The following is a 24,843-nucleotide window of genomic DNA, read 5'->3' on the forward strand; positions in this document are numbered from 1 at the left end:
GCATGCGCTTCCAGCTCACCGACGACCAGCGCGCCCTGCGCGACGGCGTACGCGACCTGCTCACCGGCCGCTTCGACCGCGACGCCCTGCGCAGCGCCGTGGACACGCCCGGGCACCTGGACCGGGCGCTGTGGCGGGCTCTGGGTGACGCGGGGTTCTTCGCCCTGTGCCTGCCGGAGGCGGACGGCGGCGTCGGCCTGGGGCTGCCCGAGGCCGTCCTCGTCTTCGAGGAGGCGGGCCGGGTCCTGCTGCCGGGCCCGCTCGTCGCCACGCACCTCGCCGCGGGCACCGTGCCGGGCGCCGCGACCGGCGAGAGCGTCGTGACGGCGCCCGCCGGGGAACTCCTTCCGTGGCGCGACGCGTCGGACGTCGTCCAGGGCGACGCGACCGGCGCCGTACCGCTGGCCTCCGTCGACCCGCTCACGCCCCTGCACAAGCTGCCGGGCCCGCACGCGCCCCGCAGCCCCGAGGCCGTACTCCTCACCGCCGCCGAACAGCTCGGCTCCGCCACGCGCACCTGCGAGCTGGCGGTCCAATACGCGGGAGAACGCGAACAGTTCGGGCAGCCCATCGGCGCGTTCCAGGCCGTGAAGCACCTGTGCGCCCAGATGCTCGTACGGGCCGAGGTGGCCCGTGCGGCCGTTTACGCGGCGGCTGTCACGGCCGACCCGGTCGAGATCGCCGCCGCCGAACTGCTCGCCGACGAGGCGGCCGTGCGCAACGCGCGCGACTGCGTCCAGGTGCACGGCGGCATGGGCTTCACCTGGGAGGCGGACGTGCATCTGCATCTCAAGCGGGCCTGGGTGCGCGCCGGAACGGGCCGTACGGCGCGCGAGACGGAGGAGGCGCTGGCGGCGGCGCTGTGACGTCCGGGGACCTGTGCGGCGCGGGGCGAACCCGTGTACGGACAGTCACGGAACGTCGATATCGGGTTGTGTCCTGCGCGGGACTCGTCACGGCACGGAGTCGGGGCCCCGCTCGGGTACCTTGTGTGGGATGCGAGTGGTTCCGAGTCCGAGCCATCCCGGTGTTGCCCCTGAGGCGGCTCCGGATCCGGCGATGCGCGCCGTTCGCAGCGCACGGGAGGGCCGCGTGCCCGCCCGTTCGACTCCCCGCAGGACGCGTCGCACAGTATGGCGCACGCGTACTCCTTCGCGCTGGAATATGCCCGAAGCGCTTGTTGGGGTGACTGTACGTCAACCATGCTGTCTTCCAAGGGGATCACGGTCCGTGAGCTCCTTGACTTGTCACAGTCCCGAGGCGATGTGTCCGCCGGTTCGGATGGTGTGAGCGGTGCAGGTGCTTCAAGTTCAGCTGGAGGTCGGGGCGGATCCCGCGGAGGTGGGGCGAGCACGCAGGTGGGTGCGCTCGCGCCTCGCAGGGTCCGGGATAGAGGCCGATGAGCCACTGGCGGAGACGCTCATCCTGATCGTCTCCGAGCTCGTCACCAACGCCGTGGTGCACACCGGCTGTCCGGCCGTTCTGCGCATGCTGCTGCCGGGCGTCCCGGCGGAGGCCAGCGTCGGCACGGTCCGCGTGGAGGTGGCCGACGCCAGCGACCGGCCCCCCGCGCCGCGGCACGCCGGCGGGGAAGAGACCAACGGTCGCGGCCTGGAACTCGTCGACGGCCTGGCGGACCGCTGGGGCTGGCGGCCCGAGGGTACGGGCAAGGCCATCTGGTGCGAGATCGACCGCTGCGGCGCTCAGGGCGCGGGGGCGGGGACGTATCAGGGGATGGCGTACGAGGCGGTGTAGTTCCGGCTCCCGGTGCCCCCTCGGGGGCAGTGGGCCTCCCCGTGCCTCTGAGTGCGCCTGAGCGCGTCGGTTCGAGCCGGGCGTGCGCCGTCATAAATGTCGCATAACTGGCAAATCTCCTTACGGGTGTTGACGCCGGGTGTCCGTTTGATCACGCTTGTGGTCGGCGATTCGTGGCGAGGGGACGCCAAGGGTTCCGGTGACGGGGGCCCTCGGCGAGTGCGGGTCGTGCCGCGGCGGCCGGCTCCCCCAGGGGCCGGGGGAGCAGGGCCCGGGCGCCGGGGGCCGGACGGCGGTGCGGGTCGCATCGCCGTCCGGTTCCGAACTCCCTTGCAGAACATGCGTATTGAGCCCTACAGGATCGCGACCGGGGCCACGGGTGTGCCGGTGCCGCCGACGAAGGGCTCGGGCATCGCCGACAGCAGGAACGCGTAGCGCGATTCTTGTGCACAGGCTGTGGACAAGTTCTCCAGATTCCAGTTCTGGCCCTGGAGCATGCCCATTTCGACCAGGTCGAGGGCGTGCACCGGCAGCCAGAGGTTCTCGATCTCCGGCGGGAAGATCTCGAAGGTGAGGGTGTCGTTCGCGACCGCGGCCACGTCGCGCGCGTGGAACCACTCGGGCGTGCGCACGGAAAGGCCGGGCGACGGATAGCCGTACGCGTGCTTGTCGCCCGCCAGATACGTCTGGATCTGGCCGGTGCGGACGAGGACGATGTCGCCGGGGCGAACGGTGACATGGCCGAACTCCGCGGCCTCGTCCAGGTCGTCGGGTGTCACGGCGTGGTCGCCGGGCAGCCGGTCCACGCCCTTCGCCGCGGCGACGTCGAGCAGTACGCCGCGCGAGACAATGTGCGGGGCCTTGTCGATGCCGCTGAACCGCGCGCCGCCGTGCGCCGTGATCGTGTCGGAGGGGCGGCCGTTGTAGATCCGGCCCGAGTGCGAGACGTGGGTGAGGGCGTCCCAGTGGGTGGCCGTCTGGAGCCCCATGGTCACCGCGTCGTCGCTGGTGGCGACGGTGCCGGGGCCGAAGAGTTCGTGGTTGATCTGGACCATGGTGTGGAGCGGGTTGACCCGGCCGGGGATCATCCCGGTCTGTACCCCGTCCTCCTTGAGGGGCAGCGCGAGCGGTGTCCGGCGGCCGGTGCGGACGGTCGCCGCGGCCTCGCGCACGACCTCGTCGGTGACCAGGTTGAGCGTGCCGATCTCGTCGTCGGCGCCCCAACGGCCCCAGTTGTTGACGCGCTTGGCCATCTCGTGGAACTCGGCAGGCAACGACATGAGTGCTCCCCGGGGGCTTGTCTTCGGGTATCTGACGGGTCATAGAATCTAACGGTCCGTCAGAAACCGCGGGAAGGGGCCGGACGTGGGGAACTTCTTGGCAGGCAAGGTGGTGGCCGTCACCGGGGCCGGGCGCGGCATCGGCAGGGCCGTCGCGCTCGCCTGCGCCGCCGAGGGCGCACGGGTCGTGGTCAACGACTACGGGGTGTCCATCGAGGGCGGCGAGCCGGCGAGCGAGATCGCCGAGGCCGTCGTCAAGGAGATCGAGGCGGCCGGCGGCGAGGCCGTCGCCGTCGCCGACGACATCTCGACCATGGCGGGCGGACAGCGGATCGTCGACGTGGCGCTCGCCCGGTACGGACGGATCGACGGCGTCGTCTGCGTCGCCGGGATCCTGCGCGAGCGGATGCTGTTCAACATGTCCGAGCAGGAGTGGGACCCGGTGGTCGCCACGCACCTGAAGGGCACGTTCACCGTGTTCCGGGCCGCGTCCGCCGTCATGCGCAAGCAGGGGTCGGGCACGCTCATCGGCTTCACCAGCGGCAACCACCAGGGTTCCGTGGCGCAGGCCAACTACAGCGCCGCCAAGGGCGGGATCATCTCGCTCGTGCGCAGCGCCGCGCTCGGACTGCACAAGTACGGCGTGACGGCGAACGCGGTGGCGCCCGTCGCCCGTACCCGCATGTCGGCGAACGTGCCCATGGAGCTCAAGGAGATCGGGGAGCCGGAGGACGTCGCCGCGCTCGTCGTCTATCTGCTCAGCGAGCGCGCCCGCGCCGAGAAGATCACCGGGCAGGTGTACACGATCGCCGGCCCGAAGATCGCGGTGTGGGCCCAGCCGAGGGAGCTGCGCTCGGGCTACGCGGAGGGCGGCTGGACCCCGGACAAGATCGCGGACTTCCTGCCGGGCACCGTCGGCGTCGATCCGATGCCGATGCTGGCGCAGCTGGAGGCGATGGCCGAGGCGGCCGCGGCGAAAGCGCGGCCCAATCAGTGACGTCGAGGTCGAGGCCGGGGGCGGAGGCGCGTGGTGGAGTTCGGGTTCGGGGATGAGGACGAGGCGTTCCGGCGGGAGGCCCGCACGTGGCTCGCGGAGCACCTCACCGGCGAGTACGCCGTCGCCCGGGGGCGCGGTGGGCCCGGGAGCGAGCATGAGGACGCCGGTGTACGGCGGTCCTGGGAACGGGAGCTGGGCGCGTCCGGGTGGATCGGGCTCGGCTGGCAGCGCGGCGGGTACGGCAACCGGGTCGCCTCGCTGACGCAGCAGGTCGTCTGGGCCGAGGAGTACGCGCGGGCCCGGGCGCCCGCACGCCACGGGCACATCGGCGAGAACCTGCTCGCCCCGACCCTGATCGCCTACGGCGACGAGGCGCAGCAACAGCGCTTCCTGCCGCCCGTCGCCTCCGGCGAGGAGCTGTGGTGCCAGGGGTACAGCGAGCCCGGCGCCGGTTCCGACCTCGCGAACCTGCGCACGACCGCCGTGCGCGACGGTGACACGTACCGCGTGACCGGGCAGAAGGTGTGGACGTCGCTCGCGCACGAGGCCGACTGGTGCTTCGTGCTCGCGCGCACCGAGGCGGGCTCGCGGCGCCATCACGGCCTGTCGTTCCTCCTCGTGCCGATGGACCAGCCGGGCCGGATCGAGGTGCGGCCCATCCGGCAGCTGACCGGCACGAGCGAGTTCAACGAGGTGTTCTTCGACGGGGCGCACGCGCGCGTGGAGCACGTCGTCGGCGGTGAGGGGAACGGCTGGCGGGTCGCCATGGGGCTGCTCGCCCTGGAGCGCGGTGTCTCGACGCTCGCCCAGCAGATCGGCTTCGCCGCCGAACTCGCCGAGGTCGTACGGACCGCGGTGCGTACGGGCGCGGCCGAGGACCCGCTGTTCAGGGACCGCCTCGTGCGGCAGTGGGCCGAGCTGCGCGTCATGCGGTGCAACGCGCTGCGCACGCTCGGCGGCGCGCAGGACCCGGGCGCCCCGAGCGTCGCCAAGCTCCTGTGGGGCCGCTGGCACCAGCGCCTCGGCGAGCTCGCCCTCCAGGCGCGGGGCGCGCTCGCCGCCGCCGGGCCCGGGGACTGGACGCCTGACCGTACGTACGAACTCGACGCCGCACAGCGGCTGTTCCTCTTCAGCCGGGCCGACACGATCTACGGCGGCTCGGACGAGATCCAGCGCAACATCATCGCCGAGCGCGTGCTCGGGCTGCCCAGGGAGACGAGGGAGTCGTCATGAGGGGTGTCGTGTTCGACGGGGTCCGGGCCGACGTGGTCGACGATCTCGAGATACGCGATCCGGGGCCGGGGGAGGTGCTCGTCGACGTCGCGGCCGCGGGGCTGTGCCACAGCGATCTGTCGGTGATCGACGGGACCATCCCGTTCCCGGCGCCGGTCGTGCTCGGGCACGAGGGCGCGGGGGTCGTGGAGGCCGTCGGCCCGGGCGTCACGCATGTGTCGCCCGGGGACCATGTGGCGCTGTCCACGCTCGCCAACTGCGGCGCCTGCGCGGACTGCGACCGGGGGCGGCCGACCATGTGCCGCAAGGCGATCGGGAGGCCCACGCAGCCGTTCTCGCGGGGTGGCACGCCGCTCTACCAGTTCGCCGCTAACTCCTCGTTCGCCGAACGGACCGTCGTGAAGGCGGTGCAGGCCGTGCCGATCCCCGCGGAGATCCCGCTGACGTCGGCCGCGCTCATGGGGTGCGGGGTGCTGACCGGCGTCGGGGCCGTCCTCAACCGGGCGCGCGTCGGCCAGGGCGACACCGTCGTCGTCATCGGGACCGGCGGCATCGGCCTCAACGTGCTCCAGGGGGCCCGGATCGCGGGCGCTTCGCGGATCGTCGCCGTCGACGCGAACCCCGACAAGGAGGCGGTGGCACGGCAGTTCGGCGCGACCGACTTCCTGACCTCGGCCGACGGGGTCAGGGAGGTCCTGCCGCACGGCGCCGACCACGTCTTCGAGTGCGTCGGCCGCGTCGAGCTGGTCCGGCAGGCCGTCGACCTCCTCGACCGGCACGGCCAGGCCGTACTCCTCGGCATGCCGGGCGCCGACGCGGAGGCGTCCTTCGTCGTCGCCTCGCTCTTCCTCGACAAGTCCATCCTGGGCTGCCGCTACGGCTCCTCGCGGCCCCAGCGCGACATCAGGCTCTACGCCGACCTGTACCGCCAGGGCCGGCTGCTGCTCGACGAGCTGGTCACGGAGACTTACCCGGTCGAGGACTTCGCGAAGGCGGCGGAGGACGCGCAGCAGGGGAGGGTGGCGCGGGGCGTGCTTGTGTTCTGACCCGGGGGACCTGCTTACGCGCCGCCGCCGTGCGTGTTCGTCGCGTGGAACGTGCGGCGGTAGGCCGTGGGGGTCACGCCCAGCGCCGTCTGGAGGTGCTGCCTCATCGACTGCGCCGTGCCGAAGCCCGACTCGCGCGCCACCTGGTCCATCGACAGGTCGCTCGACTCCAGCAGGTGTCTGGCCCGCTCCACCCGCTGCTGGGTGAGCCACTGGCCCGGGCTGACGCCGGCCTCCTCGCGGAAACGGCGCGTGAAGGTGCGGACCGACATCGCCTCCTGGGCGGCCAGGTCCCGCAGCTGGAGCGGTTCATGGAGGCGGGCGAGGGCCCAGGCGCGGGCCTTGGTCGTGGTCGCGAGCTGGGATTCGGGGACGGGGCGGTGGATGTACTGGGCCTGTCCGCCGTCGCGGTGGGGCGGGACGACGGTGCGGCGGGCCACCTCGTTGGCCACCGCCGTGCCGTGGTCGCGGCGGACCAGGTGCAGGCAGAGGTCGATGCCCGCGGCGACCCCGGCCGACGTCAGGACGTCCCCGTCGTCGATGTAGAGGACGTCGGCGTCGACCTTGATCTTGGGGAAGAGCCGCTGGAAGTGCTCCGCCGACGCCCAGTGCGTGGTCGCCGGGCGCCCGTCCAGATAGCCCGCCGCGGCGAGAACGTAGCTGCCGGTGCAGATCGACACCATCCGCGTACCGGGCCTGACCTGTGCGAAAGCCGCCGCCAGCTCGTCGGTGAGTACGCCCTCGTCGAGGACGGGGCCGTGCTCGTACGACGCGGGCACGACCACCGTGTCCGCGGTCGCGAGCGCCTCCGGGCCGTTCCTGATCAGGACGGCGAAGTCGGCGTCCGTCTCCACGGGGCCGGGTTCCCTGACCGAGCACGTCACGACCTCGTACAGTGACCGGCCCTCGGGGTCCTTGGCGCGGGTGAAGATGCGCTGGGTGATGCCGAGTTCGAAGGGGAGCACGCCGTCGAGGGCCAGGACGACCACGCGGTGGGGGCGCCGGGTGCGGGCTGCGGGAGTCTCGGGCATGGCTCCGAGTGTATGGCCCGATCCTAGCGAAGGCTGTCTTTCGGGCCACTCGTCCGGGGTGGGCCGGTGATCCGATGCTGTCTGCTGTGACGCACACAAGGGACATGACACCGACCACCGCGGCCGACGGCCCGCCCGGCGCGGGCGCCTCCCGTCCTCGTATCCACCGCGCCTGGTTCGTCGCCGTCGTCACCTTCGTGACGATCATCGGCGCCGCCGCCTTCCGGTCCCTGCCGGGGCTGCTGATCGACCCGCTGAACGAGGAGTTCGGCTGGTCCCGCGGCACCATCGGGCTCGCCGTCTCCATCAACCTCGCGCTGTACGGGCTGACCGCGCCCTTCGCCGCCGCCCTGATGGACCGGTTCGGTATCCGGCGCGTGGTCGCCGTCGCCCTGGTCGTCATCGCGGCCGGCTCCGGCCTGACCGTGTGGATGGACTCGGCGTGGCAGCTCCTGCTGTGCTGGGGCCTGCTCGTCGGGCTCGGCTCCGGCTCGATGGCCCTCGCGTTCGCCGCGACCGTCACCAACCGCTGGTTCACCGCCCGGCGCGGGCTCGTGACCGGCATCCTCACGGCCGCGTCCGCTTCGGGGCAGCTCATCTTCCTGCCCTTGCTCTCGTGGATCGTCGAGGCGCACAAGTGGCGGCCGGCGGCCGTGACGGTGGCGCTCGCGGCGCTCGCCGTCGTGCCGTTCGTGTGGCTGCTGCTGCGCGACCACCCGGCCGACGTGGGCACCACCCCGTACGGCTCCGAGGAGTTCGTCGAGAAGCCGCCGCCCGTCACCGGGGCCGCCCGCCGCACCGTGGGCGTGCTGTTCAAGGCCGTCCGCACAGGGCCCTTCTGGCTGCTCGCCGGGACCTTCGCGATCTGCGGCGCCTCCACGAACGGGCTCGTCCAGACACACTTCGTGCCGGCTGCGCACGACCACGGGATGCCGATCACCGCGGCAGCCTCGCTGCTGGCGGTGGTGGGGGTCTTCGACGTCGTCGGAACGGTGGCGTCGGGCTGGTTCACCGACCGCTTCGACGCGCGACGGCTGCTCGCGGTGTACTACGCGCTGCGCGGGATCTCCCTGCTGTTCCTGCCCATGCTCCTCGCGCCGTCGGTCCACCCGCCGATGATCTTCTTCATCGTCTTCTACGGGCTCGACTGGGTCGCCACCGTGCCGCCCACCCTGGCCCTGTGCCGTGAGCACTACGGAGAGGACAGCGCGATCGTGTTCGGATGGGTGCTCGCCTCGCACCAGGTGGGTGCCGCGCTCGTGGCCTTCCTCGGCGGCGTCGCCCGTGACACGTTCGGCTCGTACGACGTCGTCTGGTACGCGTCCGGCGCGCTGTGCGCCGCGGCGGCCCTGATGGCGCTGGTCATCCGTCGCCGTCACGCCGATGCCGATGCGGGCCTGGTGGCCGGACTCGCCTGATCAGTGCTCGAAGCGGCCGAACGCGCCCTTGTGGAACAGCAGCGGGGGCGCCTCGCCGTCCCCCGTCCCGAGCGCCTCCACCCGGCCCACCACGATGAGGTGGTCCCCGCCCGTGTGGACGGCGTGGATCGTGCAGTCGACCCACGCGGGCGCGCCCGCGATCCGCGGCGAGCCCGTCACGGGCGCCGCGTCGTGCTCGACGCCCGCGAACTTGTCCGTGCCGCGCGCGGCGAAGGACCGGCACAGCGCGCCCTGGTCCGCGCCCAGTACGTTCACGCAGAAGACGCCGGCGCTCGCGATGCGCGGCCAGGTCGTGGACGTACGGGCCACCATGAACGCCACCAGTGGCGGGTCCAGGGAGAGCGAGGAGAAGGACTGGCAGGCGAAGCCCGCGGGTGGAGCGCCGGGGTGCGGGGACGGCGCCGTGACGACGGTGACGCCGGTGGCGAAGTGCCCGAGGACGCGGCGGAACTCGCCGGGGTCCAGTGGCGCCCGCTCGTCCTCGCCCACGGCCCGTAGCTCCGGACGCGGCAGTGCGTCCACCGGCTCGGCCGACGTGGGCGCACCGACCGACCGGAGGTACCTGACCACCGTCGCTGCCATTCCTGCGTGTCCCATCACACCTACGATTGAAGCTGACGACGTGTCAGATAGGAAGTGGTGGGGCCGAATTCGATGACGGCGGCCAGTTGTGGGAAAGCTACCGGCCCCTGTACGTCGGGTCGCGACGCTCCTTGAAGGAGGCGACGCCCTCCTGCGCGTCCGCCGTCGTCATGTTGATCTCCTGTGCCGTCGCCTCCGCCGCGAACGCCGTCGCGCGGTCCGACTCCAGGGAGGCGTTGACCAGCTGTTTGGTCATGGCGATGGCCCGGGTCGGGCCGTTCGCCAGGCGCGCCGCCCACTCCTGGGCCGTCTTGCGCAGCTCCCCGTCCGGGACCGTGCGGTTGACGAGGCCCAGGCGTTCCGCGTCCGCCGAGGAGAGCGCGTCGCCGAAGAACATCAGCTCCTTGGCCCGCTGCGGCCCGATCAGGCGCGGCAGCAGATAGGCGCCGCCCCCGTCCGGGACCAGCCCGCGGCGCGCGAAGACCTCGATGAACCGGGCCGACTCCGCCGCGAGCACCAGATCGCAGGCGAACGCCAGATGCGCGCCGATGCCGGCCGCCGTCCCGTTGACCGCCGCGACGACCGGCTTCTCGCAGTCCATGACCGCCGCGATCAGACGCTGAGCGCCGAGCCGGATCGTGCGGGCGACGTCGCCGGGCACGCGGGGCCCGGTGGCCGGAGCGCCCCGCAGATCCGCGCCGGCGCAGAAGCCCCTGCCGGTCGCCGTGATGACGACGGCGCGCACGTCCGGATCCGCCGAGGCGCTGTTCAGAATGCCGATGATCTCCTCGCGCTGGTCCCAGGTCAGCGCGTTCATGGCCTCGGGGCGATTGAGCGTGATCCAGGTGACGGCGTCGGCGGTCGTGCACTCGATGGTGGCGGACATGACCTCTTCTTCCCTGTTCGCAGGCGGGCGCGGGCGGCGGACGGTACCGGCGGATCTCAGTGGCAGACGGCGAGCGCGTCGAGCGCCACGGCGCCCTGGCCCCGGGGGAGCACCATGAGCGGGTTGATGTCCAACTCGGCGAGTTCGTCGCCCAGTTCGAGGGCCATGCGCTGGACCCGCAGGACGACCTCCACCAGCGCGTCCAGGTCCACGGGCGGCGCCCCCCGCATCCCGTCCAGGAGGGGCCTGCCCCGTAGTTCGTCGAGCATCGCCCGCGCCTGGTCCTCGGCGAACGGCGGCACCCTCACCGCCGTGTCCCGCAGCACCTCCACGAGTACGCCGCCCAGGCCCACCGTCACCGTCGGGCCGAACAGGTCGTCCTGGGTGACCCCGACGACCATCTCGACGCCCCGCTCGACCATCTGGCAGACCAGGACGCCGTCCAGGTCGAGGCCCTCGTAGCGGGCGATGTCGGTGAGTTCCCGGTAGGCGTCCCTGACCTGACTGGCCGAGGTCAGGCCGACCTTGACCAGGCCCAGGTCCGACTTGTGGGCCAGCCGCGCGCCGGACGCCTTCATGACGACGGGGTAGCCGACCTGCCCGGCCGCCCGTACCGCCGCCGCGGCGCTGGTCACGAGCTGCTCGCGCGGTACGCGGATGCCGTACGCGCGCAGGAGCTGCTTCGCGGCGTGCTCGCTGAGCTGGCGGCCTGGGCGCATGAGGGCCTGCGCCTTGCGGAAGGAGGGGGAGGGCGTGCGGGGCGCATCGGTGAACGGGGAGCGGTAGGCGGCGGTGAAGCGGTGGTGGTCCAGATAGGCGCGGACGGCCGTGATGCAGTTCCCGAATGTGCGGAACGTCGCGAGGCGCGAGGAGCCGAGGAGCGTCTCGCGGTAGGCGTCCTCGGTGCCCAGCGGCGAGCCCCAGACGACACAGATCAGCTTGTCCGTGCGCTCCGCCGCCTCCGCCAGGTCGCGGGCCAGTTTGTCGCTCATCGGCGGGAACGGGCCGGTGATCGGGCAGATCAGGACGCCTATGGACGGGTCCTGGAGGATCGACTCGATGATCTTGGGGCCGCGCCAGTCACCCACCGGGTGGCCGCCGTTGTCGATCGGGTTCGCGACGTTGAGGTACTCCGGGATCCACTGGTGGAGCTCCTGCTGCTTCGCCTCGGACAGCGAGGGCAGGGTCAGGCCCGCGCGGGTGGCCAGGTCGGCGAAGTGGGCGCCGGTGCCGCCCGATATCGAGTAGACCGCCACGCCGTCCGCCCGCGGGGGCCGGGCCCGGGCCAGCAGGGCCGCGGTGTCCTGGAGCTCGTCGAGTCCGTCGACCCTGATCACGCCGAACTGCCGCATCGCCGCGTCCACCACCGTGTCCGCTCCGGTCAGCTTGCCCGTGTGCGAGGCCGCCATGCGGGCGCCCGTCTCGGTCCGGCCGACCTTGACGGCCACGACGGGTACGCCGCCCCGCGCCGCGCGGTCCGCCGCGAGGAGGAACCCGCGGCCGTCTTTCAGGCCTTCCACGTAGCACGCGATCGCCCCGACCTCGGGCTGCTCGGCGAAGTACGAGATGAAGTCCGCCGTCTCCAGATCCGCCTCGTTGCCCGTGGGTGCCCAGTGCGAGAGCCGTACGCCCAGCTCCTGCATCGTGTAGAGGGGGCGGCCCTGGTGGCCCGACTGCGTGATGAGGGCGATCGCCGGTCCTTCGAGGTCGTCGCGGAACTCGGAGAACGCGTTCAGGTTCGTGTTCGGGCCCAGCAGCCGCATGCCCGAGCGGGCGACCGCCGCGGACAGGGACGACTGCGCGGCCGCCCCTTCCTCGCCGGTCTCCGCGAAGCCCGACGCGAACGCCACCGCGAACTTCACCTTGGCCTGGGCCAGTTCCTCAATGACCGGCAGCGGGTCCGAGATGAGGAGTACGGCGAGGTCGACGGGTTCGGGCAGTGCGGAGACGCCCGGCGAGCACGGAATGCCGAAGACGGTCTCACGGGTGGGGTGCACGGGGTGGAGGCGGGCGCCCACGCGCTCCGCCCACGCGATCAGCTGGCGCGTGATGCCCGTGTTCGGGCGGCCCTCGGCATCGGACGCGCCGATGACCGCTATCGATTCGGGCCGGAAGAAACGGTCCAGGTCGGGCACCTCGCGGTGCAGTGGCCTGCCGCTCACGTCCAGGTCGTCCGTCCTGCCGTGCACGGCAGGTGCCGGCTGCTCTCCGCAGGCGATCGTGCGGGCCCGGCGGGGGTCGGTGGTCAGGGTGCCGTATGTCGATCCAAGCATCGGGTCCGCCCGCTCCTCGACTGGTGCTCACTAACTGACGTAGTGTCAGATTACTGAACTGACGCTGTGTCAGGAACAGGGCTGCACGCAAAGGCTGTTACGGGTGTTCCCGCGGGCGGGCGGGTTGGAACGGCGGGATGTGGCCACTGTGGGCGGATGTGATGGACGGGACGCGGGCGGATGACGCCCTGCGTGCGTGCAGGTGACGGGACGGCGGTGGCCGGGGTCAGCCCGCGACGGCCTTCGCGATCTTCCGTGCGTCCAGGGCCAGTTCGCGGAACATGCCGCTGATCGGGTTCGTGTACCCGGTGAAGTGGAGGCCGGGCGCGGCGGGGTCCGTCCGCCGGCCGTGCGTGGTCGGGCGGCCCCGGGCGTCCAGGACGCCGAGGTGACCCACCAGGTCCTCCAGCGCGCGGCGGTAACCCGTCGCCGCGATCACCGCGTCGGGGGCGATGTGCGTGCCGTCCGCGAGGACCACCTTGCCGTCCTCGAACGACTCGACGGCCGCGACCGGTTCGACCTTGCCCGTGCGGACGGCGTCGATCAGGCCGACGTCCTGCACGGGGATCGCGCCTTCGCGCACCCGCGAGTAGAGGCCGGTCGTGGGTCTGGGCAGGCCCTGTTCCGTCAGGTCGGGCACGCTGAGCTTCGCCATGGGGCGGGCCAGGCGGTCCACGATCGCCACGGGCAGCCTGCGGCACAGGATGCCGGTCCGCTGCGCGGGCCAGCCCGCGGTGGACCGGCGCACGATGTGGGGCGCCGTACGGACCGCGAGCCTGACGCGGGACGCGCCGCCCTCGGCCAGGTCCACGGCGATCTCGGCGCCCGTGTTGCCGACGCCGACGACGAGCACGTCGCGGCCCGCGTAGGGCTTGGCGTTGCGGTAGTCGCCCGCGTGGAGGAGCTCGCCCGCGTACGAGGGGCGGCCCGGCCAGTCGGGCAGGCGGGGGGTGTGGTTGTAGCCCGTGGCGACCACGACGGCGCTCGCGGCCAGTTCGCGACCGCCCGAGGCGCGTACGAGCCAGCCGTCCTCCGTGCGCTCCACGCGGGAGACCGCCACGCCCGTGACGATCTCCAGCTGGTGGAACTCGGCGTACTTCTCCAGGTAGCGCACGACGTCGTCGCGGGACACCCAGCGGCCGAAGCGGCGCGGGATCGCGAGGCCGGGGAGCCCGGAGAGCTTGCGGGTGGTGTGCAGGTGGAGGCGGTCGTAGTGGCGGCGCCAGGAAGCCCCGACGTGCTCCGACTTCTCCAGGATCACGGCCCGTACGCCCCGCTCGCGCAGCGCCGCGGCCGCGGCGAGGCCGCCCGGGCCGCCCCCGATGACGTACACGGGGCGGTCCTGGGTGCGTGCGGCGGGCGCGGGCTCGGTGACCATGAGTGCGAGCGTAATCACGGTTCGATTTGATGGGTCTCGGTCAAGGCCGGAATCGGTTGCGAATTCATCACGGCGTACGCCCCTTGCGTCAGCGCCCTCGCGTGCGCTGAACTGACGTTCCGTCAGAAACGGAGAGGAGGGCCCCGGTCGTGGACTCGATCTGGCTCGACGGCGTCGAATGGCTGGCCGTGCTGCGCATAGGCCTCGGACTGTGGTGGCTGGAGAGCTGGCGGCACAAGGACAAGAAGGGCTGGTTCGAGCGGGGCACCGGCATCGCCTGGGCCGCCGACGTCGCCGCGAAGCACCGGTGGAACGCCGTACGCAGCGGCTTCGGCGCGGTCGTCACCCCCCGGCCGAAAGTGATGGCGTACATCGTCGTCTACGCCGAACTGGCCCTGGGCCTCGGGCTCGTGGTGGGCCTGCTGACACCTGTGGCCCTCATCGGCGGGCTGCTCCTGAACCTCCTGTACCTGGTCCTGATGATCCACGACTGGGCCGAGCAGGGACAGAACGCGATGATGGCCCTCATCTCGCTCGTGGCGCTCTTCGCCATGTCCTGGCAGGCATGGTCCCTCGACGCGGCGATCGGACTGTTCCTGTGACTCTTCCCGCGACCGTACGGTTCGACCTCCCCGAGCCCGACGCCTTCACCCGCCCCTACTGGGACGCGGCCGCCGACGGGACGCTGCTGCTCCGCCGCTGCCGCGCGTGCGGGCGGGCCCATCACTATCCGCGCGAGTTCTGCCCGCACTGCTGGAGCGAGGACGTGGTGTGGGAGCGGGCGTCCGGGACGGCCGTCCTCTACACCTGGTCCGTCGTCCACCGGAACGACCTGCCGCCCTTCGGCACCCGCACCCCGTACATCGCGGCCGTCGTCGACCTCGCGGAGGGCCCGCGGATGATGACGGAGATCGTGGCTACCGAGGGCGACGATCTGCGCGTGGGAATGCCGTTGGAGGTCACCTTCCGTCAGGTCGAGGGCTTCTCCGTTCCCGTATTTCGCTCGCGGACGTGAGGGGACGGGCGGCACCATGCGGTCATGACAGAGAGCCCCGTGCCCGGCTGGCACCTCACCGCTGACGTCGACGACTTCCTCGCCCGCGCGGGCGACTACCTGCGCGCCGAGCCCGCCCTGCACACGGTCGTCCTCAGCGTCACCGCGAGCCTGCGGGAACGGGGGCCGTCGGTGTACGGGGCGCAGGGACAGCTCTTCGGCGTGCTGTACGGGCCGGACGGCGGCGTGAGCGGGACGTTCCTGTGGACGAAGCCCTTCCGGCTCCATGTCAGCCCCCTGGACCGGGACCAGGCGGACGCTCTCGCCGTCGCGCTCCAGGGGCGGCCGGTGACCGGCGTGTTCGGGGTCGACGCGGCCTCTGCCGCCTTCGCCGACGCCTGGCAGTCCCGCACGGGAGCGCGGGCCCACCGCGCCATCGAGCAGCGCCTGTACCGGCTCGGGGACCTGACCCCGCCACTGTCCGCACCCGCCGGGCGGCCCCGCGTCGCCACCGGGGCGGACCGGGAGCTGCTGGTCCGGTGGCACAACGAGTTCGCCGCGGACGCCGGCACTCCGGGCGGCGCCTCGGGCTCGGAGGAATGGGCCGACGAGCGGATCTCGTACGGCGGCGTCACCCTCTGGGAGACCGCGGACGGCGTGCCCGTCTCCATGGCCGGCGTGACCCGTGAGGCCGCCGGAGCGGTCCGGGTCGCGCCCGTGTACACACCGAAGGAGCTGCGCGGCCGCGGTTACGCGGGAGCGGTCACCGCCGAGGTCAGCCGCGCCGCCCGGGCCGCGGGCGCGAGCGAGGTGCTCCTCTTCACCGACCTCGCCAACGCGACCAGCAACGGCCTGTACCAGCGCATCGGCTACCGTCCCGTGCGGGACTTCGCCGTCCACACCTTCACCGCACCTGAGAACGGCTGACGCTCATGACCGACACCCCTCAGATACGCGGCCACGGACTCCTTCTGCGGGGCTGGCGGGCCGGGGACGAAGGGGACGCCGCCGCGGTGCTGCGCGGGCTCGGCGACCCCGAGTTCCGGCGCTGGAACACCCCGCTCACCCCGGTCGACGACCTCGCCGGCGCCCATGCGTACCTGCGCTCACGCCAGGAGGCGCTGGCGAGCGGCGAATCCGTGTCCTGCTGCGTCACCGACGAGAGCACGGGGGAGGTGCTCGGGCACGTCGGAGTCAACATGATCATTCCCGAGTTCAGCACCGCACACGTCGGCTACTGGGTGCTGCCCGAGGCCCGGGGGCGCGGGGTCGCGACGCGTGCGCTGAGCCTCGCCTCGCGGCTGGCGTTCGGTGAACTCGGCCTCCACCGGCTCGAACTGGGGCACGCCCTCGGGCACGAGGTGTCCTGCCGGGTCGCCGAGCGCGGCGGATACCGGTACGAGGGCACGCTGCGGGGCGCGATGTTCGAGGCGGGGCGGCAGGACGCCTTCCGTGACGCGCACCTGCACGCCCGCCTCGCCTCGGACCCCGAGCCCCGGCCGGCGTGAGCCGCCCGCGTCACGGCCAGAGCAGCTCCCGTACCCAGCCCGCCTCCGTGGCGCGGTACCTGAGGCGGATGTGGCGGCGGCGGGCGTCGCCCTGGAAGAACTCCACCTCGCGCGGCGCCAGCGCGTAGGCCGTCCAGGTCGGGGCGGGGGCCTTCGGGTCGGCCTGCGCGTGCTCCCAGGCGGCGGCCGAGGCCGACTCCAGTTCCTCCTGCGAGCCGAGGACCTCACTCTGGTGGCCGACCAGGGCCGCCGCCAGCGCTCCCGTCGAGCGGACGTGGAGGTCGGCCTGGCTCACCTCGGGCGACTGGGTGGTGACATCACCGCGTACGCGGATCTGGCGGCCCTGCGCCGGCCAGTAGAAGCCGAGCGCGGCCTGCGGGTGCGCCGCGAGCTGGCGGCCCTTGGCGCTGCCCGCGTGGGACGCGAAGTGGAAGCCGTCCTCGTCGGCGCCGTGCAGCATCACGGTACGGACGTCGGGCAGTCCGTCGCCGTCCACCGTGGCGAGGGACGGGGTGTGCGGTTCTGACTGGCCCGCGGCGACGGCCTCGGCGAACCACTCGACGAAGAGCGGCAGCGGGGCGGACGGGGCCGCGGACGGGTCGAACCCGGGCAGTTCGGTGTCCCAGACGCGCAGGGACTTCAGGATCTCTCGCAGTTCCGGCATGCACCGATTCTGGCGGTGGACGCGATCGCCCCGCCGACCGGTGGGTCCGGAAGGCGGGGCGACCCGTACGCCAGATGAGTGAAGCCCGTCAGGCGAGGCCTGTCAGATCAGGTCCATCGCCGCGACCTCGTCCGGGCTGCCGTAACTGACCGGTCCCTGGAAGCGGCGGCGGGCCGTCGCGAACCACCACACCGTCGCGATCACGAGGACGGCGACCAGCGCGATCGGCGCGTAGTTGAACGATGTCGCGTTGATCGGGGACGCCTGCGGCAGCATGAACAGGACGCTGCTCGCCACGATCCAGACCACCGCGACCGCGGCCACCGGCTTGCCCCAGCGGCCCAGGTTCCACGGCCCCTGCTGGAAGTCGTCGTGGCGCAGGCGCAGATAGATCGGAACGGCGTACGCGAGGTAGAGACCCACGACGTTGACGCTCACGATCGCGGTGAACGCCGTGTGCGACCACCAGCCCGGCACCACGAGGACCAGCGAGCAGGCCGCCGCGAGCCACACGGCCTTCACGGGCGTGCGCGTACGCGAGGAGACCGAGTGCCACCAGCGCGAGCCCGGCATGGCGCCGTCACGCGAGAAGGCGAAGATCTGGCGGGTGTTGCTCGTCATGTTGGCCAGGCCGCAGAACAGCATCGAGCCGATCACGATCAGCAGCAGGAGCTTCGCGGTCGTCATGCCGAGCGCGTCGATGAGGATCTGCACGGGCGGCGCCGACGCGCTCGCCTGCGCCGCGTAGTCGCCGATCGCGAAGACAAGGGCCAGCATGAGGATCAGGCCGGTGACGGCGGAGTAGCCGATCGACCGCATGATGCCCTTCGGCGCGTTGACCGTCGCCTGGACCGTCTCCTCCGACATGTGGAAACTGCCGTCGAAGCCGGTGAACGTCCAGCTGGTCACGAGGAGGCCGAGCAGAGCCGCGTAAATCCCGTTGGAGAAGCCGGTGTTGTTGGTGAACTGCGTGACGACCGACGCCGACTGGTGATGGTCCGGTACGGCGATCAGCGCGACCACGATGACCACCATGCCGACGAGGAGCCACCACACGGAGATCCGGTTGACCAGCGCCACCAGCTGCACCGTGTACGTGTTGGCGAGCGCCTGGAGCAGCAGGATCACCGCCGTGATGAGGACCGTCTGCTGCGCCGTCGCGTGGTACGACGGCCACTGCATGACGAGGAACGCCTGGATGAACGTCGCCGCCGCGTAGCCCGTCGCCGCGGTGCCGCCGACCTGCCCCACGAAATTCAGCCAGCCCGTGTACCAGGACCAGGCGCCCTTGTGCCGTTTCGCCAGCTTTCCCGCGGAGAAATAGAGCGCCCCGCTCGTCGGATACGCCGATGCAATTTCGGCCATCGACGCTCCGACGAAAAGCACCATGGCCGCGACGGCTATCCAGCCGAACACGAGAATGCGCGGCCCGCCGGCGTTCATTCCGAACCCGAAGGAGGAGAAGATGCCGGAGATGATGTTGATGATCGTGAAGGAAATCGCGAAATTGTCGAACGCCTTGAAGCGCCGGGTCAGCTTCCGCGGGTAGCCCATCGCGTGCAGCGTCGCGTCGTCGTCGAGCGCGGCGGAGGGCCGCCCGGATCTGGTGGGGGACGTGGGGGGAGTGGGTGCGCTGGTCAGGGGGTCGGACACAACCTCGGCCTTCCGGTGTGGGGGAATTTCCGAAACCTGTGGGGCGGCGGCGGTCAGGTGCTGTGGGGGACCGGCAGGCCGCACGCACGCCGCGCCCTGCTGAGCTGTTCCTCGGGGTCGCCGAAGACGCTCCACGGCATCCGGGACGCGTACGGGCCCATGGCCGTGAACACCGCCCGCGCCTCGAAGGCGCACTGGGCCATGTGCAGCGCGTGCGCCAGATACGCCAGGTCGAGGACCGGCGTGAAGCGGTAACCGGGCACCTGCGGCAGCCAGTTCCGGTACGCGCCGAGCGCCGTCGCCTTCCACTGCGGCTGGTCCCAGGTGTGCTCCGCGAGGAGGTGCGCCGGGTTGTGGCCCTCGACGAGGGTGACCAGGGGCAGCAGGCGCAGCGGGGACGAGGCCGGGGCGCGCTGGCTCAGATACGCGGCCACGTCCCAGGCCGCGTTCGCGCTGCCGCCGTGCCGGGTGAAGAAGAACGCCAGGAACTGGTGGTGGGCCTCGCGGTGCCAGGGGTCGAGGCGCGTGACGTGTTCGAACTGGGCCCAGGGGCCGCGGGGTTCGGTGAGCAGGCCCTGCGGCGCACGGTCGCGGGGCCGCTGGAGGCGGGCCAGGGAGAGCCGGGCGGCCCACGGGGTGGGGTCCTTGGGCGCGAGGTCCGCGGCCCGGTCGCAGGCGGCGAGCGCTATCCGGCCCAGCGCACCGATGCGCCGGTCGTGCGACTGGGCGGCGCGCAGGGTCCGGAACACGGCGACACGCGCCCACAGCAGGGCGGCGTCGGGGCCGGGCTCCTCCTCGAGCCAGCGTTCGGTGAGGTCGGAGTCGGCGGCGACGGAGGCCAGCACGAGGGAGCGGTGGGCGCGCAGTCCGAAGTCGCCGTGGGTCTCCTTGAGTACCGAGTGCGCGCCGAAGTAGCGGCCCGCCCGTAAATCCGTGCAGGCCCTGGCCAGCTCTCGGTCGTCGGCGGCGGGATGCCAGACGTACTGTCCTTCGAACGAGCCGGCGGTCATGCTCCCCTGCCACTGTTCTGCTTTTCCGTACGGACGACGGGGAGCACCCTACTCAGGTTCATGCCCTACGGAAACTGTGCATCCGAAATAACAGGTTCCGGGTCGTTTATGACGCGGAACCTGAGCGGTCCGGGATCGGTTTATTGAAATTGCAAATTTATTGTGCCGATTTACGGTTTCTTATGGACGCGGCCTCAGGACGTACCGAGCACCACCGTCCCCGACGAGCAGAACCATCCGCCCGTGCCGGACGCCACCGCGAGCCTCGGAAGCCGCCCGCCCGCCTTGCGCACCTGGCGCTCCCCGGCCTCGCCCCGCAGCTGCCGCACCGCCTCCACCAGCAGGAACAGCCCGCGCATTCCCGGGTGCTGGGCCGAAAGGCCGCCGCCGTCCGTGTTCGTCGGGAGCCCGCCGTCCCGCAGCAGCCGCCCCTTCTCCGCGAACGATCCGCCCTCGCCCTTCGCGCAGAACCCCAGATCCTCCAGCGTCACCAGCGTCATGTAGGTGAAGGCGTCGTAGATCTCCGCGAGGTCGATCTCGTCGGGTGTGACGCCCGCCCGCTCGAAGGCGAGCTTCCCGCTGACCGCCGCCGGGGACACGGTGAAGTCGTCCCACTCGGACATCGTCGTGTGCGACACGTACTCCCCCGAACCGAGCACCCACACCGGTGACTTGGCGCAGTCGGGCAGCAGGTCCTCGGCGACGAGCAGCACGGCGGCGCCGCCGTCCGAGCGTATGCAGCAGTGCAGTTTCGTGAACGGGTCCGCGATCATCGGCCCGTCGAGCACGTCGTCCACGGTGACGGGATCGCGGAACATCGCCTCCGGGTTCAGCGCCGCGTTCGCCCGCGCCTGCACGGCGACCTCGGCGAGCTGCTCCAGGGTCGTGCCGTACTCGTGCATGTGGCGCCGCGCCGCCATCGCGTACTTGGCGATCAGCGAGTGCCCGTACGGCACCTCGAACTGGAGCGGTCCGCGGGCGCCGAAGCTCAGGTTCGACGTGCGTCGCCCGGCCTTGACGTCGGAGCGGGCCGTCGACCCGTAGACGAGCAGGACGGCGCGCGCATGGCCCTGGGCGATGGCGTCCGCGGCGTGCGCCGCCATGACCTCCCAGGTGGAGCCGCCGACCGAAGTCGACTCCACCCAGCGGGGCTTGAGGCCGAGATACTCGGCGACCTCGACCGGGGCGAGGGTCCCGAGGCCCGCGCTGGCGAACCCGTCGACGACATCGGGGGGGAGCCCGGCGTCGGCAACGGCGCGGCGGGCGGCCTGGGCGTGCAGGGCGTACGGAGTGGCCTCGTCCACGCGGCCGCAGTCGGAGAGGGCGATGCCGGCGATGGCGACCCGGCGGGAACCGTGAAGTGCGGCAGTCATGAATCTGACGGTACATCAGATCCCCGGATCCGCCAGACGCTCTCTCTGTGCACATCTCTGTGCTTCCCGACCTCGCCGCCCTAGCATGACGCACCGTCAGAACAGGGGTTCCGGGGTCGCCGGGCCCCAGGGGAGGAGCCCGTATGGACGCCGCCTTCACCGCGGAACAGGACGAGATCCGCCGCACCCTGCACGAACTCATGAACAAACGCTGCGGCCCCGAAGACGTCAAGGCCGCCGTCGCCACCCCCGCCGGCTACGACCCGGCCCTGTGGTCGGCTCTCGGCGGCGAACTCGGCCTGCCCGGCCTGGCGCTCCCCGAGCGATACGGCGGAGTCGGCTGCGGAATCACCGAACTCGCCCTGGCCTGCGAGGAGTCGGGCGGCGCCCTGGCCCCCTCCCCGCTCGTCGCCACCGCGGCGCTCGCCGCCCCGCTCGTCCTCGCCCTCGGCACCGAGGCACAGCGCGCCGAACTGCTGCCCCGCATCGCGTCGGGCGCCCTGACCGCGACGCTCGCCGTGCCCGGTGAGGCTCTCGCCACCGCCCTCGGCCTGACCGGCGACAACCGCGGCGACTGGTCGGGCGGCGGCCGCGCGGGCGGCGTCCAGGCCAGGCAGGACGACCGGCATGACGGTGGCTGGCGCCTGTACGGACAGGCCGACCAGGTCCTCGACGGACACAGCGCCGGCCTCCTGATCGTCGCCGCGCACACCGGCGGCTTCGCCCGCTCACGCACCCTGCTCTTCCTCGTGCACGGCGACGCGCAGGGAGTCGTCAGGACCCGCCGGACGTCCCTCGACGAGACACGTCCCCGCGCCCGGGTCGAACTACGGGACGTGGCAGCCGAGTTGCTGGGCTCCGGCGAGGGCGGCGAGGGGGCCGCGGCTCTGGCGGCCATGGGTGACGCGGCCGCGACCGTACTCGCCGCGGAAGCCGTCGGCGCCGCCGAGCGCGCCCTGGAACGGACCGTCGAGCACGTGCGCCGGCGCGAACAGTTCGGGCGGCCCATCGGCTCCTTCCAGGCGGTCAAGCACCGCCTCGCGGACGTCTACGTCCAGGTGCAGGCGGCGCGCTCCGCGGCGTACTACGCGGCCTGGGCGGCGGGCTCCGGGAGCGGGGAGCGGACGGGCGGCCTCGCCCTCGCCCAGGCCCTGGAAGCCCTGCGCACCGCCGCGTCCGAGGCCGTCCAGCTGCACGGCGGCATCGGCTTCACCTGGGAGCACGACGCCCACCTCTACCTCAAGCGCGCGACCGGAGACGAACTGCTCTTCGGCCCCGTCCACCTGCTGCGCGCACGCGCCGCGGAATCCGCCGAGCTCTTCACCCGTCAGGAGGCGACGGCCTGATGGCACCACCTGGAGTGAGACTTCTGCAGAAGGTCTCGTCGACCCGCGCCTTCGCCCGCGTCGCCCCCCACTTCATCCCCGCGATGGACCGCACCGTGCACCGGCTCACCCGGGGAAAGGTGCTGCTCAGCGCGCAGATGCTGCCGGGGGTCATCCTGACGGCGCAGGGCGCGAAAAGCGGACTCCCACGGCGTACGCCACTCGCCTGCATGCCCGAGCAGGGGGCCGGCACCTGGCTGCTGATCGGGTCCAACTTCGGCCGCCCGGGACATCCCGCCTGGACGGCGAACCTGCTGGCCCATCCGGACGCCGACATCAACTGGAAGGGCGAGGACATCCCGGTCACCGCGCGGCTGCTCGACTCCGCGGAGCGGGAGGAGGCCTGGGCGGCGGTGCTGAAGTTCTGGCCGCCGTACGCGACGTACCAGGCGAGGGTGGAACGGGAGATCAGGCTCTTCCGGCTGGAACGCCGATAGGGCGGACCCGGGGAGGGAACTGCAACAGCGGCGGCTCACGTGACACGCGAACCGCCGCTGCTCGACAGGAACTGGAAAACCCCGAAGGACCGCTCCAGGGCTACTTCGTCGGCTTCTTGCCGGTGACGCCAAGGTGCACCAACAGGGCCAGATTGGGCTTGAGTTCGGCCTGCTTGACGCCCCAGGTCTGGAAGCCCTTCTGATGCGAGGCCACCGCCGCGAGCATCGCGACGAGCGAGCCGGCCATCGCGGCGGGGCTCACGTCCTTGTCGACCTTGCCCTTGGCCTGGAGCTCCTTGACCGTATCCGTAAGGGAGTTGTTCACGGAGTTCAGGATCTTCATGCGGATCTTGTAGAAGCGCTTGTCGCCCTCGGCCGCGCCGAGGTCGACGACGCGCAGGATCGCATCGTTCTTCCGCCAGAACTCGAGGAATCCGTCGACGAGTTCCTGCGAGGTCTGCCAGCCGGCCTTGCCGACCCATGAGCGGCCCTCGAGGAGCTGGGTCAACCCGGCGCCCTCCGTGGCCATTTGCTCGGCGATCTCCAGAACGGCGCCCTCGACGTCCGGGAAATACTGGTAGAAGGTCGCCGGTGAAGTGCCTGCCTTCCGGGCCACATCAATGACTTTGACGTCCCGGTAGGGCGAGGAGCTGAGCATCTCGCCGAGGCACTCCAGCAGCTTCTGACGCGTCGCCTGACCACGCCGTCCGGCCACGCGGCCGTCGACGGTACGTACTTGTCCTGTCATGCCGTCAGCTTACCGAGGGGTGATCGGAGCGCGATTCGGCCGACTGCAAATGGGGTTGAGGGCTCCGGCACATGGGTTGATGAGGGGTCGCCCGGGGCTTTTGCGCATGTGGGGGCCGGTGGGGTCGCAGAAGTTATCAACAGCCTGTGGAAAACCCGGTGGATAAAATTGGCCAAGTGTTCGAATTGGCTGTGCCGCCGGCCCCCGGACGCGACACCCTGCCACCCAGGGGACACCCCTCCCCGCAGTGACGGACGGCACGCCCGCGTACGGCAGGTGAACAGGAAGGACGCACGCCGATGGAGTTCGCCGAGGGCGCCCCCTGCTGGGCCGACGCCGCGCTCCCCGACGTGGAGTCGGGCAAGCGCTTCTACGGCGACCTCTTCGGCTGGACCTTCGACGAGGGCGCGGGTGCCGAGTACGGCTACTACACCCAGGCCTACCGCGACGGAAGGAACGTCGCAGCCCTCACCCCGGACCGCGACGGGCGCACGCCCACCGGCTGGACCGTCTACTTCAAGGCCCGCGACGCCGAGACCGCCGCCTCCGCCGTAAGGGGCTGCGGCGGACACCTCCTCGTCGAACCCCTCTCCATCGGCCCCTTCGGCACCATGGCGCTCGCCGCCGACCCCGAAGGAACCGTCTTCGGCCTCTGGCAGGCCGGCACCCACACCGGCTTCGAGACCCAGGGGGAACCCGGGACGTTCCGCCGCACAGAGCTCCACGCACGCGACAGGACGACCGTCGCCCCCTTCTACGCTTCGGTCCTGCGGCAGGGCGCCGCTGACCTCGGCATCTCCGCCGCCGGTAACGCCCCGGCCCGCTTCCTCGTCCACTTCGCCGTCACCGACTGCGAGGCCACGGCCGACGCCACCACCCGCCTCGGCGGCCGCGTGAAGGAAGAACCGTTCGACACCCCGTACGGACGCGTGGCCGTCCTCACCGACAACCAGGGCGCCGCCTTCGCCGTCCACCAGGGCTGAAGGGGCCCCTCCCGCTTCCCTCCCGGCCCCTCCCGCTCCCGCGGAATCCACCCGTAATGCGGCACCTCTCCCGTGACACCCCGATTTGCCCCCGGGTTCGCAACCGGAGGCCCGTACAGGAAGAATCGGGGTGCGTGCCGCCGTAGCGCTTCGGTGGTGAGACGCTGAGCGGGGACTGTGCACAGCGA

24 protein-coding genes are annotated in these 24,843 nt (G+C 71.8%); 13 read left to right on the forward strand and 11 right to left on the reverse strand.

Translation table 11 applies throughout. The features are described from left to right. Nucleotides 1–2: 2 nt before the first annotated feature. Nucleotides 3–866, forward strand: coding sequence for an acyl-CoA dehydrogenase family protein (locus OG758_RS27865; RefSeq protein ID WP_326712455.1), 864 nt, complete (start codon nucleotides 3–5; stop codon nucleotides 864–866). A gap of 427 nt (nucleotides 867–1,293) precedes the next feature. Further along, on the forward strand, nucleotides 1,294–1,755 hold the full coding sequence (locus tag OG758_RS27870; protein WP_326712456.1) for an ATP-binding protein: 462 nt from the start codon (nucleotides 1,294–1,296) through the stop codon (nucleotides 1,753–1,755). A 353-nt stretch (nucleotides 1,756–2,108) separates the two neighbouring features. Here OG758_RS27870 and OG758_RS27875 read toward each other — a convergent pair whose 3' ends face one another. Next, nucleotides 2,109–3,035 (reverse strand): cyclase family protein, encoded by a 927-nt coding sequence (locus OG758_RS27875; protein ID WP_326712457.1) that lies wholly within the window; start codon nucleotides 3,033–3,035, stop codon nucleotides 2,109–2,111. A gap of 85 nt (nucleotides 3,036–3,120) precedes the next feature. Between OG758_RS27875 and OG758_RS27880 the strand changes: the two genes are divergently transcribed. Genes OG758_RS27880 through OG758_RS27890 form a run of 3 tightly spaced genes read left to right on the forward strand, consistent with a single transcriptional unit; the run spans nucleotide 3,121 to nucleotide 6,311 of the window. Then, nucleotides 3,121–4,032 (forward strand): SDR family NAD(P)-dependent oxidoreductase, encoded by a 912-nt coding sequence (locus OG758_RS27880; protein WP_326712458.1) that lies wholly within the window; start codon nucleotides 3,121–3,123, stop codon nucleotides 4,030–4,032. A 33-nt stretch (nucleotides 4,033–4,065) separates the two neighbouring features. Next, the gene (locus tag OG758_RS27885; protein WP_326716053.1) at nucleotides 4,066–5,265 is read left to right on the forward strand and encodes an acyl-CoA dehydrogenase family protein; all 1,200 of its coding nucleotides are present in this window, start codon (nucleotides 4,066–4,068) and stop codon (nucleotides 5,263–5,265) included. Continuing rightward, complete coding sequence (locus OG758_RS27890) at nucleotides 5,262–6,311, forward strand: Zn-dependent alcohol dehydrogenase (RefSeq protein ID WP_326712459.1); 1,050 nt, start codon at nucleotides 5,262–5,264, stop codon at nucleotides 6,309–6,311. Before OG758_RS27885 ends, OG758_RS27890 begins: the two co-directional genes overlap by 4 nt. Nucleotides 6,312–6,325: 14 nt before the next feature. On the opposite strand, the gene OG758_RS27895 is transcribed toward OG758_RS27890, so the two are convergent. Continuing rightward, on the reverse strand, nucleotides 6,326–7,342 hold the full coding sequence (locus OG758_RS27895; protein WP_326712460.1) for a GlxA family transcriptional regulator: 1,017 nt from the start codon (nucleotides 7,340–7,342) through the stop codon (nucleotides 6,326–6,328). A gap of 104 nt (nucleotides 7,343–7,446) precedes the next feature. Here OG758_RS27895 and OG758_RS27900 point away from each other — a divergent pair, with 104 nt between their 5' ends. Further along, complete coding sequence (locus OG758_RS27900; RefSeq protein ID WP_326712461.1) at nucleotides 7,447–8,760, forward strand: MFS transporter; 1,314 nt, start codon at nucleotides 7,447–7,449, stop codon at nucleotides 8,758–8,760. Here the strand turns inward: OG758_RS27900 and OG758_RS27905 are convergent, their stop codons facing one another. The 4 genes from OG758_RS27905 to OG758_RS27920 form a co-directional block, all read right to left on the reverse strand. Continuing rightward, entirely contained in the window at nucleotides 8,761–9,378 is a 618-nt protein-coding gene (locus OG758_RS27905; protein ID WP_326712462.1) for a flavin reductase family protein, read from the reverse strand. It abuts the gene before it with no gap. Nucleotides 9,379–9,460: 82 nt separating this feature from the next. Beyond that, nucleotides 9,461–10,249, reverse strand: a complete 789-nt coding sequence (locus tag OG758_RS27910) for an enoyl-CoA hydratase/isomerase family protein (RefSeq protein WP_326712463.1) — start codon at nucleotides 10,247–10,249, stop codon at nucleotides 9,461–9,463. Between the two features lie 56 nt (nucleotides 10,250–10,305). Then, nucleotides 10,306–12,522 carry an acetate--CoA ligase family protein gene (locus tag OG758_RS27915; protein WP_326712464.1) on the reverse strand — a complete coding sequence of 739 codons (2,217 nt, stop codon included), beginning with the start codon at nucleotides 12,520–12,522 and terminating at the stop codon, nucleotides 10,306–10,308. 226 nt (nucleotides 12,523–12,748) lie between these two features. Next, nucleotides 12,749–13,900: a flavin-containing monooxygenase gene (locus OG758_RS27920; RefSeq protein WP_326712465.1), complete on the reverse strand. Its 1,152-nt coding sequence runs from the start codon at nucleotides 13,898–13,900 to the stop codon at nucleotides 12,749–12,751. Nucleotides 13,901–14,049: 149 nt separating this feature from the next. Here OG758_RS27920 and OG758_RS27925 point away from each other — a divergent pair, with 149 nt between their 5' ends. From OG758_RS27925 to OG758_RS27940, 4 genes are read left to right on the forward strand one after another with little or no spacing between them, the layout of a single operon-like run. Continuing rightward, nucleotides 14,050–14,502 (forward strand): DoxX family protein, encoded by a 453-nt coding sequence (locus tag OG758_RS27925; protein ID WP_116512441.1) that lies wholly within the window; start codon nucleotides 14,050–14,052, stop codon nucleotides 14,500–14,502. Then, a complete protein-coding gene (locus OG758_RS27930; RefSeq protein WP_382060632.1) occupies nucleotides 14,466–14,915 on the forward strand; it encodes a Zn-ribbon domain-containing OB-fold protein in 450 nt (149 codons plus the stop codon). The genes OG758_RS27925 and OG758_RS27930 overlap by 37 nt, the downstream gene beginning before the upstream one ends. Nucleotides 14,916–14,939: 24 nt before the next feature. Beyond that, on the forward strand, nucleotides 14,940–15,821 hold the full coding sequence (locus tag OG758_RS27935; protein WP_326712467.1) for a GNAT family N-acetyltransferase: 882 nt from the start codon (nucleotides 14,940–14,942) through the stop codon (nucleotides 15,819–15,821). Nucleotides 15,822–15,826: 5 nt separating this feature from the next. Further along, nucleotides 15,827–16,402, forward strand: coding sequence for a GNAT family N-acetyltransferase (locus tag OG758_RS27940; RefSeq protein ID WP_326712468.1), 576 nt, complete (start codon nucleotides 15,827–15,829; stop codon nucleotides 16,400–16,402). Nucleotides 16,403–16,412: 10 nt separating this feature from the next. Here the strand turns inward: OG758_RS27940 and OG758_RS27945 are convergent, their stop codons facing one another. The 4 genes from OG758_RS27945 to OG758_RS27960 form a co-directional block, all read right to left on the reverse strand. After that, nucleotides 16,413–17,066, reverse strand: a complete 654-nt coding sequence (locus tag OG758_RS27945; RefSeq protein ID WP_326712469.1) for a pyridoxine/pyridoxamine 5'-phosphate oxidase — start codon at nucleotides 17,064–17,066, stop codon at nucleotides 16,413–16,415. A 102-nt stretch (nucleotides 17,067–17,168) separates the two neighbouring features. Next, entirely contained in the window at nucleotides 17,169–18,620 is a 1,452-nt protein-coding gene (locus tag OG758_RS27950; protein WP_326716054.1) for an amino acid permease, read from the reverse strand. A gap of 152 nt (nucleotides 18,621–18,772) precedes the next feature. Continuing rightward, a complete protein-coding gene (locus OG758_RS27955) occupies nucleotides 18,773–19,729 on the reverse strand; it encodes a hypothetical protein (RefSeq protein ID WP_326712470.1) in 957 nt (318 codons plus the stop codon). A gap of 194 nt (nucleotides 19,730–19,923) precedes the next feature. Continuing rightward, entirely contained in the window at nucleotides 19,924–21,102 is a 1,179-nt protein-coding gene (locus OG758_RS27960) for a thiolase C-terminal domain-containing protein (protein ID WP_326712471.1), read from the reverse strand. 143 nt (nucleotides 21,103–21,245) lie between these two features. On the opposite strand from OG758_RS27960, the gene OG758_RS27965 reads away from it, so the two are divergent. Further along, entirely contained in the window at nucleotides 21,246–22,448 is a 1,203-nt protein-coding gene (locus OG758_RS27965) for an acyl-CoA dehydrogenase family protein (protein WP_326712472.1), read from the forward strand. Next, entirely contained in the window at nucleotides 22,448–22,924 is a 477-nt protein-coding gene (locus tag OG758_RS27970) for a nitroreductase family deazaflavin-dependent oxidoreductase (RefSeq protein WP_326712473.1), read from the forward strand. The genes OG758_RS27965 and OG758_RS27970 overlap by 1 nt, the downstream gene beginning before the upstream one ends. Before the next feature lie 100 nt (nucleotides 22,925–23,024). Here the strand turns inward: OG758_RS27970 and OG758_RS27975 are convergent, their stop codons facing one another. Continuing rightward, the gene (locus tag OG758_RS27975) at nucleotides 23,025–23,672 is read right to left on the reverse strand and encodes a TetR family transcriptional regulator (RefSeq protein ID WP_100596046.1); all 648 of its coding nucleotides are present in this window, start codon (nucleotides 23,670–23,672) and stop codon (nucleotides 23,025–23,027) included. Nucleotides 23,673–23,971: 299 nt separating this feature from the next. On the opposite strand from OG758_RS27975, the gene OG758_RS27980 reads away from it, so the two are divergent. After that, nucleotides 23,972–24,655, forward strand: a complete 684-nt coding sequence (locus tag OG758_RS27980; protein ID WP_326712474.1) for a VOC family protein — start codon at nucleotides 23,972–23,974, stop codon at nucleotides 24,653–24,655. The last annotated feature ends 188 nt before the right edge of the window (nucleotides 24,656–24,843 follow it).

It is taken from the genome of Streptomyces sp. NBC_01474, from assembly GCF_035918215.1.
GTDB lineage: Bacteria > Actinomycetota > Actinomycetes > Streptomycetales > Streptomycetaceae > Streptomyces > Streptomyces aureus.